Annotated in this window: 22 protein-coding genes and 1 pseudogene; 11 read left to right on the top strand and 12 right to left on the bottom strand. The window is 69.3% G+C overall.

Annotation, left to right across the window (positions count from 1 at the left end):
• Window positions 1-463: 463 nt before the first annotated feature.
• Window positions 464-1,432 carry an SGNH/GDSL hydrolase family protein gene (locus tag ACF1AL_RS37610; RefSeq protein WP_391780944.1) on the bottom strand — a complete coding sequence of 323 codons (969 nt, stop codon included), beginning with the start codon at window positions 1,430-1,432 and terminating at the stop codon, window positions 464-466.
• 642 nt (window positions 1,433-2,074) lie between these two features.
• Here ACF1AL_RS37610 and ACF1AL_RS37605 point away from each other — a divergent pair.
• Window positions 2,075-2,362 (top strand): hypothetical protein, encoded by a 288-nt coding sequence (locus ACF1AL_RS37605; protein ID WP_391706702.1) that lies wholly within the window; start codon window positions 2,075-2,077, stop codon window positions 2,360-2,362.
• Here the strand turns inward: ACF1AL_RS37605 and ACF1AL_RS37600 are convergent.
• From ACF1AL_RS37600 to ACF1AL_RS37590, 3 genes are all read right to left on the bottom strand, one after another.
• Window positions 2,359-2,595 (bottom strand): hypothetical protein, encoded by a 237-nt coding sequence (locus ACF1AL_RS37600; protein ID WP_391706705.1) that lies wholly within the window; start codon window positions 2,593-2,595, stop codon window positions 2,359-2,361. The two genes, ACF1AL_RS37605 and ACF1AL_RS37600, sit on opposite strands and share 4 nt — an antisense overlap.
• Window positions 2,596-3,014: 419 nt before the next feature.
• Window positions 3,015-3,689 carry a nitroreductase family protein gene (locus tag ACF1AL_RS37595; protein WP_391706708.1) on the bottom strand — a complete coding sequence of 225 codons (675 nt, stop codon included), beginning with the start codon at window positions 3,687-3,689 and terminating at the stop codon, window positions 3,015-3,017.
• 54 nt (window positions 3,690-3,743) lie between these two features.
• Entirely contained in the window at window positions 3,744-5,105 is a 1,362-nt protein-coding gene (locus tag ACF1AL_RS37590) for an MFS transporter (protein ID WP_391780943.1), read from the bottom strand.
• Between the two features lie 145 nt (window positions 5,106-5,250).
• Between ACF1AL_RS37590 and ACF1AL_RS37585 the strand changes: the two genes are divergently transcribed.
• Both ACF1AL_RS37585 and ACF1AL_RS37580 read left to right on the top strand, forming a co-directional pair.
• Window positions 5,251-5,712, top strand: a complete 462-nt coding sequence (locus tag ACF1AL_RS37585; RefSeq protein WP_391706714.1) for a MarR family winged helix-turn-helix transcriptional regulator — start codon at window positions 5,251-5,253, stop codon at window positions 5,710-5,712.
• Window positions 5,713-5,918: 206 nt separating this feature from the next.
• Window positions 5,919-6,869 carry a recombinase family protein gene (locus tag ACF1AL_RS37580; protein WP_391780942.1) on the top strand — a complete coding sequence of 317 codons (951 nt, stop codon included), beginning with the start codon at window positions 5,919-5,921 and terminating at the stop codon, window positions 6,867-6,869.
• Between the two features lie 241 nt (window positions 6,870-7,110).
• Here the strand turns inward: ACF1AL_RS37580 and ACF1AL_RS37575 are convergent, their stop codons facing one another.
• On the bottom strand, window positions 7,111-7,590 hold the full coding sequence (locus ACF1AL_RS37575) for an ATP-binding protein (protein ID WP_391706720.1): 480 nt from the start codon (window positions 7,588-7,590) through the stop codon (window positions 7,111-7,113).
• Window positions 7,591-7,749: 159 nt separating this feature from the next.
• Here ACF1AL_RS37575 and ACF1AL_RS37570 point away from each other — a divergent pair, with 159 nt between their 5' ends.
• Together ACF1AL_RS37570 and ACF1AL_RS37565 are read left to right on the top strand one after the other, a co-directional pair.
• Entirely contained in the window at window positions 7,750-8,127 is a 378-nt protein-coding gene (locus ACF1AL_RS37570) for an STAS domain-containing protein (protein WP_391780941.1), read from the top strand.
• Between the two features lie 84 nt (window positions 8,128-8,211).
• Window positions 8,212-8,559 carry a hypothetical protein gene (locus tag ACF1AL_RS37565; protein WP_391780940.1) on the top strand — a complete coding sequence of 116 codons (348 nt, stop codon included), beginning with the start codon at window positions 8,212-8,214 and terminating at the stop codon, window positions 8,557-8,559.
• Between the two features lie 99 nt (window positions 8,560-8,658).
• On the opposite strand, the gene ACF1AL_RS37560 is transcribed toward ACF1AL_RS37565, so the two are convergent.
• Together ACF1AL_RS37560 and ACF1AL_RS37555 are read right to left on the bottom strand one after the other, a co-directional pair.
• On the bottom strand, window positions 8,659-8,886 hold the full coding sequence (locus ACF1AL_RS37560) for a hypothetical protein (RefSeq protein ID WP_391780939.1): 228 nt from the start codon (window positions 8,884-8,886) through the stop codon (window positions 8,659-8,661).
• A 464-nt stretch (window positions 8,887-9,350) separates the two neighbouring features.
• The gene (locus tag ACF1AL_RS37555) at window positions 9,351-9,530 is read right to left on the bottom strand and encodes a hypothetical protein (protein ID WP_391780938.1); all 180 of its coding nucleotides are present in this window, start codon (window positions 9,528-9,530) and stop codon (window positions 9,351-9,353) included.
• Window positions 9,531-10,089: 559 nt separating this feature from the next.
• On the opposite strand from ACF1AL_RS37555, the gene ACF1AL_RS37550 reads away from it, so the two are divergent.
• Entirely contained in the window at window positions 10,090-10,392 is a 303-nt protein-coding gene (locus ACF1AL_RS37550) for a hypothetical protein (RefSeq protein WP_391780937.1), read from the top strand.
• Between the two features lie 47 nt (window positions 10,393-10,439).
• On the opposite strand, the gene ACF1AL_RS37545 is transcribed toward ACF1AL_RS37550, so the two are convergent.
• Window positions 10,440-11,348: an ATP-dependent DNA ligase gene (locus ACF1AL_RS37545; RefSeq protein ID WP_391780936.1), complete on the bottom strand. Its 909-nt coding sequence runs from the start codon at window positions 11,346-11,348 to the stop codon at window positions 10,440-10,442.
• A gap of 252 nt (window positions 11,349-11,600) precedes the next feature.
• Between ACF1AL_RS37545 and ACF1AL_RS37540 the strand changes: the two genes are divergently transcribed.
• Window positions 11,601-12,338 carry a transposase gene (locus ACF1AL_RS37540; protein ID WP_391780935.1) on the top strand — a complete coding sequence of 246 codons (738 nt, stop codon included), beginning with the start codon at window positions 11,601-11,603 and terminating at the stop codon, window positions 12,336-12,338.
• A 122-nt stretch (window positions 12,339-12,460) separates the two neighbouring features.
• Here ACF1AL_RS37540 and ACF1AL_RS37535 read toward each other — a convergent pair whose 3' ends face one another.
• The 3 genes from ACF1AL_RS37535 to ACF1AL_RS37525 all read right to left on the bottom strand — a co-directional run bounded on the left by ACF1AL_RS37535 (window position 12,461) and on the right by ACF1AL_RS37525 (window position 13,793).
• The gene (locus tag ACF1AL_RS37535) at window positions 12,461-12,703 is read right to left on the bottom strand and encodes a hypothetical protein (protein ID WP_391780934.1); all 243 of its coding nucleotides are present in this window, start codon (window positions 12,701-12,703) and stop codon (window positions 12,461-12,463) included.
• A gap of 164 nt (window positions 12,704-12,867) precedes the next feature.
• A complete protein-coding gene (locus ACF1AL_RS37530) occupies window positions 12,868-13,341 on the bottom strand; it encodes a hypothetical protein (RefSeq protein ID WP_391780933.1) in 474 nt (157 codons plus the stop codon).
• Window positions 13,338-13,793 carry a DUF6228 family protein gene (locus tag ACF1AL_RS37525; RefSeq protein ID WP_391780932.1) on the bottom strand — a complete coding sequence of 152 codons (456 nt, stop codon included), beginning with the start codon at window positions 13,791-13,793 and terminating at the stop codon, window positions 13,338-13,340. Before ACF1AL_RS37525 ends, ACF1AL_RS37530 begins: the two co-directional genes overlap by 4 nt.
• Window positions 13,794-13,988: 195 nt before the next feature.
• Here ACF1AL_RS37525 and ACF1AL_RS37520 point away from each other — a divergent pair, with 195 nt between their 5' ends.
• Complete coding sequence (locus ACF1AL_RS37520; RefSeq protein WP_391780931.1) at window positions 13,989-14,951, top strand: IS481 family transposase; 963 nt, start codon at window positions 13,989-13,991, stop codon at window positions 14,949-14,951.
• A 53-nt stretch (window positions 14,952-15,004) separates the two neighbouring features.
• A pseudogene (locus ACF1AL_RS37515) lies at window positions 15,005-15,748 on the top strand (IS5 family transposase).
• A 39-nt stretch (window positions 15,749-15,787) separates the two neighbouring features.
• Here the strand turns inward: ACF1AL_RS37515 and ACF1AL_RS37510 are convergent.
• Complete coding sequence (locus ACF1AL_RS37510; RefSeq protein ID WP_391780930.1) at window positions 15,788-16,309, bottom strand: hypothetical protein; 522 nt, start codon at window positions 16,307-16,309, stop codon at window positions 15,788-15,790.
• Between the two features lie 101 nt (window positions 16,310-16,410).
• Here ACF1AL_RS37510 and ACF1AL_RS37505 point away from each other — a divergent pair, with 101 nt between their 5' ends.
• Complete coding sequence (locus ACF1AL_RS37505) at window positions 16,411-16,536, top strand: hypothetical protein (RefSeq protein ID WP_391781045.1); 126 nt, start codon at window positions 16,411-16,413, stop codon at window positions 16,534-16,536.
• 54 nt (window positions 16,537-16,590) lie between these two features.
• Window positions 16,591-17,028, top strand: coding sequence for a DUF4259 domain-containing protein (locus tag ACF1AL_RS37500; RefSeq protein WP_391780929.1), 438 nt, complete (start codon window positions 16,591-16,593; stop codon window positions 17,026-17,028).
• Window positions 17,029-17,057 lie beyond the last annotated feature (29 nt).

The raw sequence follows: 17,057 nt of genomic DNA, 5'->3' as shown, positions 1-17,057 counted from the left end.
GGCCCTCCATCCCCTCGAACCGAGCCATCCACCGGCACCGCAACGGCCTGTGGTGCCCAACGAGACGCTCTGCGACCGGTACCGGCATCCAATCACCCGACGTCCCAGCAGCCCACACCCCCCTCGTTCCTCGAACTGGTGTACCCACCCTGAAGAGTCGGGGCGGCCGCCGCCGGCGCCGCGGCCGGGGCGCTGTGCCTGCCAGGCGGTGACGGCCGAGCGGGGCCAGTGCTCGACACCGGCGACGTCCTGGCGGTGGTCGGCGAGGGCGGGCTGGTGTCGGTAGGTCTCCCAGACCTGGCGCTCACCCCGGCGAGGGCGGCGGCCTCGTGCGGCGAGCGATCTTGGGTAAGTCAGGCACCGTTACGCCCGCAGGGCCTGTCCGGCGGCTGCCGGGCAGCCGGACAGAACAGCCATCACCCTCCGGGCCGTTCGGGGCCTCTTGGCCTGCTCAGGCGCCTGGTCAGACGGTGGCATTGAGCATGGCTTCTTCGACGTGGTCGGCGGCGTTGCGGTGGCCGAGGGCGTTGGGGTGCACGAAGGACAGCTGGTCGGGGAGCGTGACGAAGCCTTCGACCCACTTGCTGTCGTCGCAGACGCTGTGGCTGCTGGAGGAGGTGTAGAGGTCGACGAAGCCGGCGGCGTCCTGCGTGCCAGTGGAGTCGTCGATGGCCTTGTTGAGTGGTTCCAGGACGTCCTTGCGCAGCCAGTCCAGGTCGCCCTGGGTGATCGTGCCGAACTTCGTCAGGTCGCCGTAGCCGCACTTCGATGTGTCCTTGGGGACGATCGTGGGGTAGCCGACGGCCAGGATCTTCGCGTGCGGGGCGCGCTCGTGGAGCACGGTGAGCATCCGGTCGTACTCCTGGCGCACCTTCTTCAGCCGGGCAGGGATACCGGCGCCCAGGGCGCCCTTGCAAGGGGTGCCCTTGCCGTCGCTTTCGCTGCCCAGCTGCGGGCACTTCATGAGGATGTCGGCGAAGCCGAGAGTGTTTCCGCCCGCGCCGACGGTGATGACGTCGGTGTCGGGGCCCACCGCCTGGGACTGGGGCGGCACTTCAGGGAAGGGGTAGTCCGGGTCCTCGGAGAGGGGCGGCATGTGCCGGCCGATCGGTTGCTGGGGTGTGTCGGTGACGTTCTCGATGGTGGCGGCGCCGCAGCTGACGTTGGTCAGCTCGAAGAGACCGTAGAGGTCGCGGTCGATGACCTGGGGGTAGGACCGGTCGGTGCGCTCGCAGCCGTCGCGCGGGACTTCAAAGGTGTTACCCGCGGCCTGGATGACCCCGGCGGTGTAGGAGTCGCCCAGGGCGACCCACTGGTGCTCCTCGGCCGCGGCGGCGGGTTGGGCCCCGGTGAACTGTGCGGGGACGAGGGCGCCGGCGGCGAGAGCGGCGGCCGAGCCGAGCAGGGCCAGGCGAGTGCGGAAGCGTGCCACGAATCCTCCAGGGATACGGCGTTGGCGTCGCTTTGACCATAAAGAGATAGTCACTGAGCGCACTAGATCGAATACAGACAGTAGTTACTAGGTTGCGCGATGCACCTGTGTGGGGGACACGGGTTCGACCTGCCGACCGGGCACACTCTCTCTGTGACCGCCTCGGCGTGACACTTGCCCGATACGCAGAGGCCCTTGACCGGCCGGGAGCCCTCGGCCCGACGCGCCCGTCCATGGTGGCTGTCTTGTTCTCGATCACGAGCGACGCGAGGCACCCGTGGCACGCTTCAGCGGTTCGCCCCCGCTCCCGCCACGCACCAGCGCCCGCCCATCGGACAAGCGCCCGGAGCGTGCCAGAGAGACACGCTCCAAGCGAGGCGGAGCCGGGTCGATTCCTGCTGCTCACCCGGACCGGACGCCACCCGGCGGTCAGAAGTGCCTTCTTGGCGAAACCCGAAAGCGAGGAGACGCGCGGCCTGCCTCCTCGCCGCGTCGGCTGCGGTGCGGCGGTCTGCCACCTCTCCCTGTTGCTGCTGAGACACCACCCGGGCCTGACAGCACCCGCTGGACACATCCGTGATAGCCGAGCACAGCGATGTCGCCCTCCCTCGTGCCGTTGGACCGGCCGTGACGATCGTCGTGATGACCGAAGCCGTGGAGCGGGACGCCTGCACCCTCCTCGCCGAGTACGACGCAGGCTCTTGGGAGCCATCAGAGGCCGAGCGGGTGCTCGCCGACGGGCCGGCCCGCTCCCCCTGGGACGGCCCCGCCTTCCGTGCCGTTCTGCACGACGCCACCTACGACGACCGGCAGGACCGGCTGATCGATGTTCTCGATCCGGCAGTCGCCGTCTTCGAGAACGCCGGCGCAGGGTCAGCACGGCTGGCCGTGCTGACCCTGCGCCGGCTAGGGGACACGCTCGCCGATTAGGAGCGGTCGAGAACGTTGCCGTTCACGCAGTGGTTCACGGTGTTGCCCAGCGAGGCGCCGCCGACGGGGACGACGGCCAGTTCCTGGAAGCAGACTGATGCCGCGCTGAAGTCCCAGTTGTTCGCGGCGTTGACGCCGGACCCGAAGTCCGAGCCGTTGTCGGCGTGGGCGGCCGGGGCGGACATAGCCAGGGCAGCGAGTGGCAGGCCGGCGAGAGTGATGATCTTCTTCATGACCGGTCCCAACGACCGGACGCCGGCAAAGGGTGTGCTGGCTGCGCCGCAGGAGCCACCAACGCTGCCGGAACCACGCCAGCCGACGGACCGGGGTGCCCGACTGCCATCAGCGGACGAGCGCCACGGCGGCTGAGGCTCAGCCGGTGACCACGGACGCCGATCCGGAGGTGATCGCGGCGGCCGTCGACCGGATGCTGCTCCCCGGCCGTCCCAATGCCCGGCGCGTGGGGCACGCGATCCCCGCTAGGGGGATCGCCGAGGTAAGCCCCAAAGGGGCCACGGGATGATCTTGGAGCCCTGAGCGCCCGGGCCTCGACCGTGGGCCAGCCGTGCCCGGGCCCCGTCGGCCAGAGGAGGACGGGGCCCGAAGTGGAGGAACTGCGTGACATGCTGCGGGCGGCAAAGGCAGCGGTGCGCTACGGCGTGGACCCGGCGGAGCGCTGTTCCCATCGGTCCCAGTGCAGGACGTGTTCGCGGGGGATCCGGCGGGCCGGTTTGAAGTCGGTGCCGATGGTGTAGGCCAGCGGGATGAAGGCGGCCAGCATGATGTCGTCGTACGGAACGCCGAGGGCGTCGGCCAACTCCCGCTCCAGTGGTCCTTGCGCTGTCGTCCAGGTGGTGCCCAGGCCGCGTGCCCGGGCGGCCAGCATGAAGCTCCACACTGCTGGCAGGATCGAGCCCCACGCTCCCGCTTGCACGGTCACCGGAGCGTGGTCGGTGCGTCCTTCCACCCCAGGAATGACGAAGGCGGGCACCCGGTGGATGTTGGCGGCAAGGTGGCGCAGGCCGTCGAAGACACGCTCGGTGGAGCTGGGGTGGTAGTTCATGCGCCACGCATCGCGTTCGGTCAGGGGGTGCCCGGTGGCCAGTGGTAGGGCGCGCAGGAAGATGTCCGCCACGGCCTGCCGCTGGGCGTCTTCGGTGACGACGATGAAGTGCCAGCGCTGGCGGTTGCGGCCGGTCGGCGCCTGTGTGGCCAAATCAACGCACTCCTCGATCAGGGAGCGCGGGACCGGGCGGTCCAGGTCAAGGCGTTTGCGCACGGCGCGGGTGGTCGACAGGAGTTGGTCGGGGGTCAGATCCAAAGTCACGGCCGCTTCCTCTGTTTCGTATGTAGGGGTCGGTGGGCGTCGTGGGGTGGTCGGTCAGGCAGGGGCCGGTGCCTCGGCGTCCCGGGTATGCACGCGCAGTCCGAAGTGGGCCAGGGCGGCGCCGACGAGGGAGAAGCAGCCTGCCGTGAGGAAGGCGACCCGGTAGCCGTCGATGCCGGGCGCGGTGGCGGCCATGAGTGAGGCCAGCACGGCGACGCCGATGCCCGCCCCGATCTGGACGGCGGAGGTGATCAGCCCGGACGCCAGGCCCTGCTGGTCATCGGGGAGAGCGCTGACCGCCGCGATGTTGAGACTGGGAAAGGACAGGCCGTTGCCCACGCCGTGCACCACCAGCGCCGGCAGCAGCACACCGGCGTAGCCGGCGTCCGTGCCGGCCCGCAGGAACAGCAGGATCCCGGCGGCCTGGACCAGCATCCCCACAGCCGCGGTCCGGCCCAGCCCCCACCGGCCGATCAGCCGTCCGACGAAATTGGCGGTCACCATGATGGCCACACCCATGGGGACGATGCCCAGACCGGTCTCCAGTGCGCCGTAGCCGCGGACCTGCTGGAGGTAGAGGACTGCGGCGAACTGCCAACCGATGGTCGCGCAGGCCCAGGCCAGCGCGGCGAGGTTGGCGCCGGAAACGGTGCGCGACCGGAAGAGCCGCAGCGGAACGAGCGGAGACCGCTGCCGCCGCTCGACCAGCACGAAACCGGCCAGGAGCACCGCGGCAGCCACCCCGGCGGGCCAACTGGTCTCGGCCAGCGCGTACACCAGCGACAGCACTCCCGCCGTGACCGCGACCGCGCCGGCGGCGTCGAATTTCCGGCCCGCTCGGTCGGGCCGCCCGCCTTCCGGCAGCGCCATCGGAGCGACGATCAGCACCAGCAGGGCGATCGGCACCGGGAGGAAGAACACCAGCCGCCAGCTGACTTCGGTGAGCAGCCCGGAGGCAATGAGGCCGCCGCTGTAGCCGGTGGCGCCCGCCAGTGCGTAGACGCCCAGGGCCCGATTGCGCTGAGAGCTCTCAGTGAACGTCGTGGTGATCAGGGAAAGGGCGGCTGGCGCGGTCAGTGCCGCGGCCAGTCCCTTGACCACCCGTGTGATGACCAGCAGCCATCCCTCCGAGAGCAGCCCGCCGACCAGGCTCGCTGCAGCGAAGACCGCGAGCGAGACCAGGAACATGCGGCGGCGGCCGAACAGATCGGCCAGACGGCCGCCCAGCAGCAGGAAGCCGCCGTAGGTAACCGCGTATCCCGACACGAGCCACTGGAGCGTGCCCTCCGACAGCGACAGGTCACGTCCGATGGCGGGCAGGGCGACCCCCATCAGCGACAGATCCATCGAGTCCAGGAACACCGCGGTGCAGAGCAGTAACAGGGCCAATTGCCTGCGGCCGTCGGGCTTGACCATGCCAGACCTCCATCTTCACACAGACCATCTGTCATCAGATGATCTGCGAGCATACAAATCTAATGAGGGGTGCGCAAACAATCTGTGGACAGATGAATCCTGGTAGGGTTGACGAGTGACTGCCGCGTACGCAAAGGAGGTGGGCATGCCGCCCAAGACCGCATACCGCGAGGCCAGCTACTTTCCGACGCTTGCCGCGGAGCGCCTGGACATCGCGCTGTGCCGGGCCTCGACTGTCGTCGCCCGCGCCGCAGAGGCCCGGGCGAACGAGTCCGGGATCGGCGTCGGGCAGCATCTGGTGCTCAAGATGCTCGCCGAGGTCGGCCCCAGCTCGCAGCGGGCCCTGAGTGACCAACTGCGCATCGACCGCAGCGTCATGGTCGGCATCTGCGACGGTCTGGAGCAGGCGGGGCACGTACGGCGCGAACGCGACGCGAGCGATCGCCGCGCCTACGCCGTCACGATCACCGACTCAGGCCACCGACTCCTCGCCCGCGCCGAGGACGCGGTACCCGAGTTCCTCGACGACACCTTCGCGGACCTCACCCCAGCCGAACGCGAGCAACTCTCCGCGCTGCTCGCCAAACTCCTGCGACTCCACCCCTGACGTAGTTCGGTCAGGGCAACCGCTTCCGGGATTCACCGCGTTAGGGTGCGTGTTTGGTGTCGGCAAACGAACGAATGCCGACAGGCGCGGTGAGCGTCCAATGGACCCGGACTTTTCGGGGCTCCGATCCCATGAGATCCGGTGACGGCTGATGACAGGGTTTGCTGACAGCTAGGGCCTGATCCGCCGACAGACACGGGGGCGGCATGGCCAACCTGGTCTACAAGCGGGTGTCGACCGACCGGCAGTCGACCGACCGTCAGAACCTCGTCCTCGCCGAGCCCGGGATCGAAGACCCGGTCGTCTTCGAGGAGGACCCCGGCACCTCCAGTCGCCTTCGCCCGCTGGAACGACCGAAGTTCAGCGAGCTGCTCACCTACGCGCGGCCGGGCGACACCGTGCACATCTCCGAGATGTTCCGCCTCGTACGCGGCACCGGGCACATCCTCGACGTGCTCGACGTCCTCCACCGCGACCGCCTCGCCCTGCGCATCCACGACGGCGCCTTCTCCGCCATGGACCTCACCGCCCGACACCCGCGCACCGCAGAACTGCTGTCCACCGTGAAGTTCATGGTGCAGACCCTCGCCGCCGCCGGCGAACTCCAGCGCGACCTCCAGCGCGACCTCCAGCGCGAGCTGACGTACGACGGGCTGCGGGCCGCCGAGGCGAAGGGCAGCAAGGGTGGGCGCCGCCCCGTCGTCACGGCGGCGAAGGCCGCCGCCGTACGCGCCGCGTACCTGGGCGGCCAGTCCATCGCTGGCCTGGCCCGCGATCACCACGTCAGCCGCGGCGCCATCCGCACCGCCGTCGCCGACCTCCTGCCCGAGCACGTCGCCGCCGACCCTGGCGCCCCGGCCCCGGAGCTGCCGGTCACCCTCGACATGCCGGGCAAGGTCGCTGACTTCCTGCATGCCGCCGAACTGGACGACGCCGAGCGGGCCGCGCTCGACCAGGGCGTGACCGTACGGCGCGGCCAGGGCTACACCCTGCGCGTCAGCGCCACGCCCGCGGTCCACCGCCAGCTCCTCGACCACTGCCAGCCCCTCGACGGCACCCAGGGCACCCCGGCGATCCCGGCACAGCGCAAAGCCCGCCGCGAGTACGAGAACCGCGCCAGCACCCTCATCGACCCACGGCCTGAGCGTCACTCGTAGCTACTTTGCGGCTGGTGGCTGAGCCAGGACACCGGGGCCAGCACCTCTTGAGGGCGTTTCAAGATCATCCCGTGGCCCCTTTGGGGCTTGTCTCGGCACCCCCCCGTGCACTGTGTGGTGACTCCCTGCTTCGGCTGGGTTTCGGTTGGCCGGTGCCCGTGCCACCCGCTTCGGCGGACTGAAGGCGCCGGCCTTTTTGGTCTGGCGCCGCTTGGGTGGGCGCCCGGGTGCGCGGCGGGTGTCAGTGGGGTTGGCGTCCGGTGATGTCGCCGCCGGGGTCGTCGGCCAGGGCGAGGCGGGCGGTGATGCGTTTGCCGACCGGTTCACGCTGGGCTTCGAAACCCTGGGCGACCGCCATGACGATTTCGAGGCCGTGCTGGCCGACCCGGCCGACGTCCGCGGCCCGGGCGATGGGGAGGACGGGGTCGGAGTCCCAGACGGCGATCTCTATGAGGCCGCCCATGACGCGCAGGTCGAGCAGGACGGGACCGGGGGCGTACTTGACGGCGTTGGTGACCAGTTCGCTGACGACGAGCTGGGCAAGGTCCATGGCCCGCTGGGAGACGGGCAGGCCGTGTTCGGCCTGGACGCGGATGAGGAAGTCGGCGGCCAGGTGCCGGGCCTGGGCGATGACCATGCCGTCCCCGTCCAGCGCCATGGTGGTCTGGATGGCCGGCGGCCCGGACGTGGTCTCGTTCTCGCTCACTGCTGCTCGTTCCATCCCGGCCGCCTTCGTCACCCCGTTCGTCCTCGCCCGCTTACCCGCTCATTGGCGACCGACGCCTGATATGCCTGCGTAACGTGCGTCACGGGCAGGCATCACGCCCTGACCTGCGGGCAACGGTGTTGGCACCAGTGCGGCTGTGCAAGGATCACGGCTATGGCTGAGGACGACATGACGGGTGCCGGACCATCGGTGGAACGAGGCAAGCTGGCTGTCACGGCCACTGCCTCAGGGGATGTCCGTGTCCTGTCCGTGGCCGGGGAGATCGACCACCAGACGGGCCGGGCACTGCGCAATGCCCTCGACCCGGCCGGCGCGCCCCGCCCCCGCACCGTGGTGGACCTGCGGCACGTGACCTTCATGGACTCCAGCGGACTCAACATCCTCCTCCACGCCCACCGCTCGCACACCACTGCCGGCGGCTGGCTGCACCTGGCCGCCGTCCAGCCTGCCGTGCTGCGCACCCTGCAGCTGGTCGGCGTCGACACCGTCATCGACATCCGCGAAACCGCCGAAGAAGCCCTCAGCGACTGACCGCTGCGGCTGGGCGGCGCCCCTTGCGGGTGATCGTCCGTGCCCTGGCCGGCGGGTCGGGGCCGGGCAGGTATGACACGACTGATGACATCTGCCATCGTGGCCGGGCTCGTTGCAGCCCTGATCGCTCCAGCAGCCGAAGCAGCTCCCACGGCTGCTCCCACCGCTCCGGCCAAGCCGTGCACCACCACCTGGCGCGCCGTTGAGCGCGTCGCCGTACGGCGCCCCGGCCCATACGACGGGCCGGCCGCCACGATGCACACGCCGATCCATCACTACCTGCGCAAGGGCGAGCAGGTCCGCTCCTGCATCGTCGCCGTGGCGCGCACCGACAACGGCGGGCCCGCCTACCGGGCCTGCGGCCGCGCAGGGAACCTCTGGCGGATCGTGCCCGGAGGCCAGGTCCCGGAGACGTGCCTGCGCCGCGCGTAACCGCCGCGCATGCGACGATGCCCCGCACCATCTGGCGCGGGGCATCGTCCTCCCCCAGCTGTTCGCCGAGCGCCGGCCTGGCCCTGGGCTGCATCGTCGTCAGACTGTGTGTCGAGGGGCGCGCGGCATGCTGCCGGCGTCCGGGGCGGGTCGGTGCTGCGGGCCGCGTACGGCGCGCAGGCCCGGCTGCGGCCACTGGTACATGCGGTGGCTGACCCTGGCGTCGCCGAGCAGGTCGACGTGCACCTGGTAGAAGACACGGCCCTCGGCCCAGCCCTGGCGGGCCATGATCGAGGCGTACCGCCAGCGCCCGTCGGACCACACCATGAGAGCGGGCTCACTCCCGGCCGCCCAGGTGGCACCTTGGGGCGAGGGCCGTCCTCCGGCCGCCACGAACGGGCCGGCACCGGCTCGGGGATCTCCTCAGCACTCATACGCCGAGCGTAAGGCGCGGCTGGCGGGCCGGTGCGCGACGTCGAGGCCGGTTTCGCAGCGGTCGGCCCCGGGGTTCAGCCATGACATTCCCGGGGCCGACTAGAGGGGAGGATCTGCTCAGGTCAACGAGATGGCGGCATAGCAGTCACGCCCCGGCGGCCGCGGCCTGGTTGTACGCGGTCGCAGAGCGCCCGGTGCGGCGAGCGTCGTACGGTCGTGGGCATGAACGATGCGCCCAGGCGTATCGACCCCACGACGGACCGGGCCACCGCGGCGCCGATCCTGGGCTGCCGCCCGAGCCAGGTGGGCCACTGCGCGCGCTGCCAGTAACTCACCGTGCGCTACGGGTCCCATCCTCAGGTCATCTGCCCCTCCTGCCGCGCAGCCGGCCAGGACACCAGCGGGCAATCCGGCTGATCACCCGGCGACCGCCAGTGCGCCCTGGCCGGCGCCAGCCGCTCGGCGAGCTGGCGAGCGGCGTCCTTGCGGAAGGGTGTGCTGCGGCCGTCCAGACGCAGTTGGCCGGTATCGAACAAGTCACCAAGCCCTCCGCAGGGCACTACTGCGTCCAGCTGGAGGACAACCCGGACACCGCAAGCTCGTCCCCACCGCCACCCTCCAGTACCGCGCCTTCGACTACGGCGTCCGCATCGCGATGCAACCGAACAGCGCCTGCGGAAACCGCACCGACACGTTCCTCGTGAACACGGGCACATCCGGCACCTACGCAGACGCCGGCTTCTCCATCGTCGTTTCCTAGCCCGGCAGCGGTGCACGGGCCAGCGCCCCGGTTCCCCGGGTGCGCCGGCCCGCCCCGCGCGGAGCACGAAGGCGGCACCGACACGCAACGCCATATCCGTGCCGTGAGCCCCCGAATTGCCCGGCCGAAGCGGCCCTGCGCCAGCGCTCACACACAGGGCGCCCCGCAGCTGTTCATCACGCACTGCCGCACTGTCGCGGTTGTCCCAGACCCGAGCCACGCTGCGGCCCTCGCGCTGAAAAGCGGCCAGCCCTGACAGACTTGCTCCCCGGCAAACCAGCGTCTGGGCCTGACGGCCCGCCAGGCCCGCATCCTGGTGCGAGCAAAGGAGAGACATGGAGATCCGCGACGTCACAGCCGACGAGCCCAACCCGGCAGGTGTGATCAAAGTCCGCGAAGTTCCCGCCGCCGTCGAAGCGCGCGAGGCGCTCCTGACCGCCATCGCGCAGGAAGCCAAGACAGTCGTGGACAAGCATCCCGGTGAGGCCGCCGCCGCCCTCGCCCAGCTCGCCCAGGCCTACGCCGCCCTGTCCACCACCAGCGTGCCGATCACCACGCACGGAAGCAGCGCCACGACACCCGTGCAGGGCCGAGCTGGCGGGCACCAGGTCGGGCTCTGCCTGGAGCTGGAACCCTAGCCCGCGCGAAACCTGCGCGCGGACGCCAGACCGGCCAGCCCACGGCGTCACCGCGCACCACGCCGCCTTCCACCGTCGGCCGCGCCGAGCCCACCCGAAACGGTGCGACCGAACTCCAGGCGGAAGGCGAACCGGCTGGACCCCATGCAAGCCGCGCGGCCCTGCCCGGCTTTCCTGCCGCGCGGCCGGGCAGGCCGCAGACGCGCAATCTGGCTGATCACCCGGCGGCCGGCAGTGCGCCCTGGCCGAACGCGGGCACGTCCGCGACCGTCACGTCCAGGCGCAGCCGCGCGTAGCGGACGGGGCGGCGCCATGCGCCGCGTTCCCGAGCGGTGTCGACCGCGATCTCGGCGACCAGGCCCGGCTCTACCAGGGTCACGTCGAGCGTCCTGCTGGATCCCCATGACGACGTGAAAGCGCACGCCCTCCCAGGGATGCCCGGGCGCGGCCGGCGTCAGCCGCTCGGCGAGCTGGCGTGCGGCGTCCTTGCGGAGGGGTGTGCTGCGGCCGACCAGGCGCAGGTGGCCGGTGTCGTCGTAGCGGCCCAGGATGAGTGTCTGGGGGTGCTGCAGGCTTCCGGTGATGGCGCCGATGATGGCTTCGGTGGTGTCGCGGCGAACTTTGTACAGGACGCGGGCGCCGCGCAGGTAGTGCTGCTCGGTGCCCCGGATGATGAGCCCTTCCACGCCGGGGACGCGGGTCCAGGACGTGAGCCATTCCTGCCCCGTCGCCGGGTCGTCCGTCTCGGGACACCGCGCCCACGACGCGTGCAGATCGTGGTCGGTGAAGAGCTGTTCCAGGCGGGCGCGGCGCTCTACATACGGGGCCTGCAACAGCTCGCGGCCGTCGGCCTGGAGGACGTCGAACACGATCAGATGGGCGGGCAGCTCCCGGGCGAGGACGGGTGCGCTGAGGTGGCCGGCGGCCGCGCGCCGCTGCAACGCCTCGAACGACACCCCCTCCCCCGCCCACACGACCAGCTCGCCATTTATGTGAGCTACCACATGTGTCTCATCAACAGCTGCTGGTCCGTCAGCAGATCACCAGCGTGAGTGGTTCCTGAGCGGAGAAAAGGCACCTGTGCTTCGGCTTCGCGATGGTGGACGGGTTCGAAGTCAACGAGCGGGATGGGGGGCGGTGCCGTGATCGCGGACCTGTGCACGACGAGCCGGGCTCGTTCGGAGAGCTGCCTGGGTCCTGTTGGCCCGGTGGCTGTGCTGGACCGTGTAGGTGTCCGCGAGGGTCAGCCGTTCATTTTGGCAGGGGACGGCTCGTATGACCTGCAACTGAACCGCTTTCTGCGGGAGTTGCTGGTCGACGCCGGCTACACCTCCCTGCCTCACCTGGAACATGCCAGCCGTGCACACCATGTCACTGTCTCCGGCCAGCTCCGCAGCAACCCCACCCACCAACACCGCCGGAACGAGGGCTTCGCCCGGGACGACTTCCACATCGACTACGACCGTCAGCGGGTCACCTGCCCGCATGGGCAGGTCAGCGCGGGCTGGCACGGCCCCTACTCGACCTCCTCGCCCACCGCGGCCCCGCTGATCGTGGCCAGGTTCACCGAGAGTCAGTGCCGCCCGTGCCCGGCCCGCACCCAGTGCACCACCACCGCCGACAGCGCCCCCAGCGTGGGGTTTCCCCCACGAGAACTCCGCGACCTGCAACTCCGCGTCCGCACCGAGCAACAGACGTCCGAATGGAAGACCCGCTATGCGGTCCGCTCCGGAGTGGAGGGCACGGTCAACGAGTTCGCCCACGGGCACGGCATGCGCCGCTGCCGCTACCGAGGACAGGGAAAGGCCCACATCCAGCACGTCCTGACGGCTATCGCCGTCAACATCGAACGCCTCAGCGGACTGCCACCGACCCGGGAAATCCCCAGGCCCGCCGACCGACTGCATTCCAGAACTACCTCGACCAGCGCGAGATCCCCCGGCTGAAGTCCTGGCGAACCCTGTCCAGTTGACCTCAGCAACTCCAAGATCCCCGACAGAGTCAAGCTGAAGGGGCCGGCCGGGGACAAGTCACATGAGACACCGAGCACCTGAGACACCCTTGCAGGTCACGTAACACCGTCGAGGACCAGGCCCTCGGGCAGGCCCGCGGCCGCATCCACCAGCTCGGGGAAACGGGCCTGGATCAGGCTGCCCCGACGGGACTGAAGCCGTACAGGGCCAGTGAACAGCAGCGCGCGATAACCGTCGAACTTCGGCTGAAAGATCAGACGGCCGGGCAGCGCCCCAGGCGCAGGCACCCTGTCACGGGCCTGCGCCAGCATCGGCTCCACCGGCGGCCGCAGCACCATACGTCTGGTCTACGGCCCGACCACCGTCACCGCGACTCCTATAGGGCTGTCCCGTCTCTGTTGAGGTGGACCAGCACGATGCGCTGACCTGGGGTGGTTCAGGTTGACTGAGACGGGACAGACTGACTCGTCTCGCTCAACCAGAGCAGTGTGCGCTGTCCGGATTACGTGTCTTGGGGATGCTGGTGAGTGCGCCAGAGGCGTCTGAGGGCTTCGAGTTCGGTTCGGGGGAAGTGCTCGCCCCACTTGCCTCTGTAGCCACTCTCGCCATGGGTCTGTGCGACCTCGTCGAAGCAGCGGATCACCGCGCGGGCGAGCTGGTCGATGCCGAGCTGACTGGACCAGATCTCGGTTCCCTTGTTGTCGTGATCGCTGCCGTCGCGCAGTTCTAGCACGCGGATCCAGATGTCCTTGCCTTCGCGGTAGAAGATCCACCGGTAGGCAGTCGGCTCGGCCTCGAACTGGGCACGGGTCTCTGTCTCACCCGCGACGAGCCGGGCCACCGCGGTCAGGAACTGCTCGGGCGCATTGGTGATGTAGGACGCGGTGAGCTCAGCCTTGCCGTGATGATCCTCAAGTGTGCAGTCGGCCCATCCGTGTGCCCCCAGCGTCCAGGAGATGCGCAGGCTGGCTGTCACTGCTGCTCCCCGGTGAGGAAGTGCCGGACGTGGGCTGCCAGGGAAGCCGTCTGCTCGCCGGCCTCCAGCCAGGTGGTCACGGAGGCTCCCCAGCCGCCGGCGGCCTGTGGCCAGGGCCGCAAGGCCCAGGTCAGCCCAACGTGGCCGCCGGAACGGAAGACGGCCGACACTGTCAGGTCTCGGTCGTTGGTCTGCCAGCTCCGTTCGCCGTCCCATCCCCGGTAGTCCGCGGCGAGCACTTCCAGGAACGTGGTGAGATCGCTGTCCCAGATCCAGGCGACAACCTCGCTGACGCGAGCGGTCAGGCCCGGGGCCCGCAGCTCGACGGCATAGTGCACAGAGTCCGCGTCGAAGCTGAACCGATCGCAGAAAGTCACGCCGACAGAGGCGTTGTCCTGGCAGCGGATGGTCACGCTAGCCTTGTCGTCGGTGTCGTCGTCCGGGGAGGTCATGGGCGGAACGCTAGGCCAGCGTCGCGTTCGACGTCATCGGGATTCTCCCCTTTCGGGGCTATGCCTCTCTCAACCTGAGCCACTAGGTGTGCTGTCCCGGGACGTTGGTGACACCCTGCTGGGTGCTCGAACGGGTGAGGGCCTTCTGGGTTCGGTGTGGATTGCGACATCTGCACCTGACCGCAGGAGGCCCTCGTGTCCCACCGTAATGCCCCGCTGACCGCGACCGGGAGGCTGCGTCTGGCCCGGTGTGTCGTGGACGGCGGCTGGCCGCTGCGGCGGGCCGCGGAACGCTTCCAGGTCAGCCACACCACCGCCGCCCGCTGGGCGAGCCGCTACCGCAAACTGGGCGAGGCCGGGATGCACGACCGCTCCAGCCGCCCCCACCACAGCCTGCGCCAGACGCCCGCCGCGGTCGAACTGCAGGTCGTGCGGCTGCGGCACGAGCATCGGATCGGGCCGGTGCGGCTGGCCGCCCGGACCGGCGTCGCCGCCTCCACCGCCCACCGCATCCTCGTCCGCCACGGCCTGCCCGCCCTGGCCGCCTGCGACCGGGCCACCGGCGAGCCCGTGCGCCGCTACGAACGCGCCCGGCCCGGGGAACTGGTCCACATCGACGTCAAGAAGCTCGGCCGCATCCCCGACGGCGGCGGCCACAAGGTCCTCGGCCGGGCGGCCGGCAGCCCGAACAAGAAGCGCGCAGGCGGCGTCGGATACGCCTGCCTGCACACCGCCCTGGACGACCACACCCGCCTCGCCTACACCGAGGACCTGCCCGACGAGACCGCCCCCACCTGCGCAGCCTTTCTGCGACGAGCGGCCGCCTGGTTCGCCGCCCAGGGCGTCACCGTCGAGCGGGTCCTGACCGACAACGCCTGGGCCTACACCAAGAACACCTGGCGCGACACCTGCCGCGAGCTGGGCATCAGCCCCCGCTGGACAAGGCCCTGGCGCCCGCAGACCAACGGCAAGGTCGAACGCTTCCACCGCACCCTGCTCGAGGGGTGGGCCTACATCCGGCCCTACACCTGCGACGCCGAACGACAGGCCGCGTGTCCCGACTGGCTTCACTGGTACAACTACCACCGACCCCACACCGGCATCGGCGGCCACCCACCAGCCAGCCGCGTCACCAACCTATCCGAACAGCACAACTAGGCCGTGTCCGACGGGTCGAGTGACTCATTGAGGGGTGAATCGTTCCGCTTGATGTGGGGCGTGGTGATTTCTCCGATGCCGAGTGGGTTCAGCTGGAACCGCATCTGCCGACGAACGTCGGGCGAGGCGGGCGTTGGCACTGTCATCGGCGGGTGATCAATGGAATTCTCTTCCGGTTGCGGACTGGCGTGCCTTGGCGGGACCTGCGTGGACTCCACAGTGTGCCGAGCTCATCAGCACGCGGCCGGGGCTCGTCGCCGGCCGCCCCGAGTGCCGGGGCAACGCCGCCGTCCCGCAAGGCATCGCTCCGACGAGGCGGTCGGCCGCTCGCGGGGTGGACTGACGACGAAGATTCACCTGGCCAGTGACGGGAGCCGACGTCCACTGTCAGTTCTGAAAACCCAAGGACAGTGGGGTAACGCTCTGCAGTTGATCACGGTCTTGGATCGCATCCGCGTTCCGCGTACAGCCGGTGGCCGTCCACGTACGAGACCGGACCACGTATGCGGGGACAAGGCATACAGCTCGCGTCGAAACGCCAGTATCTGCGACGACGGCAGATCCAGCACACGATCCCCGAGCGTCGAGACCAACGGGCCAACCGCCGACGACGCGGGAGCCGAGGCGGTCGCCCTACTGCTTTCGACCGGTCCCGGTATGCCCGCAGAAACGAGGTCGAACGGTGCATCAACGCGCTCAAAGGATCCAGGGCTGTAGCGACTCGGTACGACAAAAGAGCCTACGTATTCCACGGCACGGTGACTCTGGCAGCGCTTCCCCTGTGGCTCCGCCCCTGATTCCTCAGATGCCCTTCCACAGCAACCATGCCCACCGACTCAGTCGTCGGCCGCGACGAGGAGAGTGATCCGTCCAGCTGAGCGGTCGATGAGCACGAACTCGTGGAAGTCCTCGTGCACACGCCCCCAGTCATGAATGGCCTCATCCTCGAGCCTGCTCAGGTAGTAGATCTGGTCGGCCGCCACCAAGCGGTCGAACACCTCCTGCTGCAGATCCGCCTCCAGCTCGTAAGGCACGTCCCCGAACTGGTTCACCCAATCCCGCAGGATGTGCGCGCTCTTTTCCCGACTGACGGCTTCGTAGGCATCGGGGGTTACCAGCCTCAGCCAATACGGGCCATGCCTGGAACCCTCCGGCAGGACTCCGCCGCCCGCATAGTCATCTCGGAACGGTTCATGCCCAATGAGCGCCGCGAGCAGTTCCTGGGCATTGCCGGACTCAGCAGGGGACCGCAGGTGTTTGAGGTCGACCCACCTGTAGCCGTGTGACCTCGGCTCTCGGAACCTGTAGCTCCGAAAATTGATGAAGGCACTGGCCTCATGGGTGAGCTGGTTCTCCATAGCGCCACAGCTTAGGAGCTGACGAAGGTCACTCCGCGGACCCATCGGACAGGCCCTAAGCCGCCGGCATCGACCGCGACCTCGACGCCGTCATCGCCGGATTGAGCCTGCCCTGGAGCTCGGGCGCAGTAGAAGGCCGCGTCAACCGCATCAAAATGATCAAACGGCAGATGTACGGACGCGCAGGCTTCAAGCGCCTGCGCAAGCGGGTGCTGCTTGCCTTCTGACCTCACTGTCGGTGGCCAGTGCGACGATCCCGAGACGATCGCGCGAGGAGAGATATGGGCACCTGGGACATCGGCCCCTTCGACAATGACACCGCCGCCGATTTTGCCGACGACCTGGACGAGGCAACCATGGAAGAACGCGAGTCCATGATCCGTAGAGTCCTCAAACGCGCCGCCGACCCTTCGGACTACCTGATCACTGCCGACGCCGAGCGAGCAGTTGCCGCAGCAACCCTGGTGGTCGCACAGCACCCTGACGGCGAACCCACGTGCTCGATCTACGGCCCATCGGAGCCGCTGCCGGAGTTGCCCGCAGACTTTCGGACGCTCGCCGTCGGCGCCCTGAACCGAGTAGTCGACGAGCGATCTGAAATCGCCGAGCTGTGGGACGAGGCCACGGACGGGCCGAGATGGCGCCGAGACATCGCCCGCCTCCGCGACGTTCTCGACCCTCCGATCCCGCCACAAGAGGAAGCCCTCTTCGACATATGACCAGTGACCCACAGTTATGGACCACAGAA

It is taken from the genome of Streptomyces sp. NPDC014801 (assembly GCF_043082085.1).
Taxonomy (GTDB): domain Bacteria; phylum Actinomycetota; class Actinomycetes; order Streptomycetales; family Streptomycetaceae; genus Streptomyces.
Note: the sequence above shows the minus strand (reverse complement) of the source record. Positions and strands in the feature narration are given on the sequence as shown.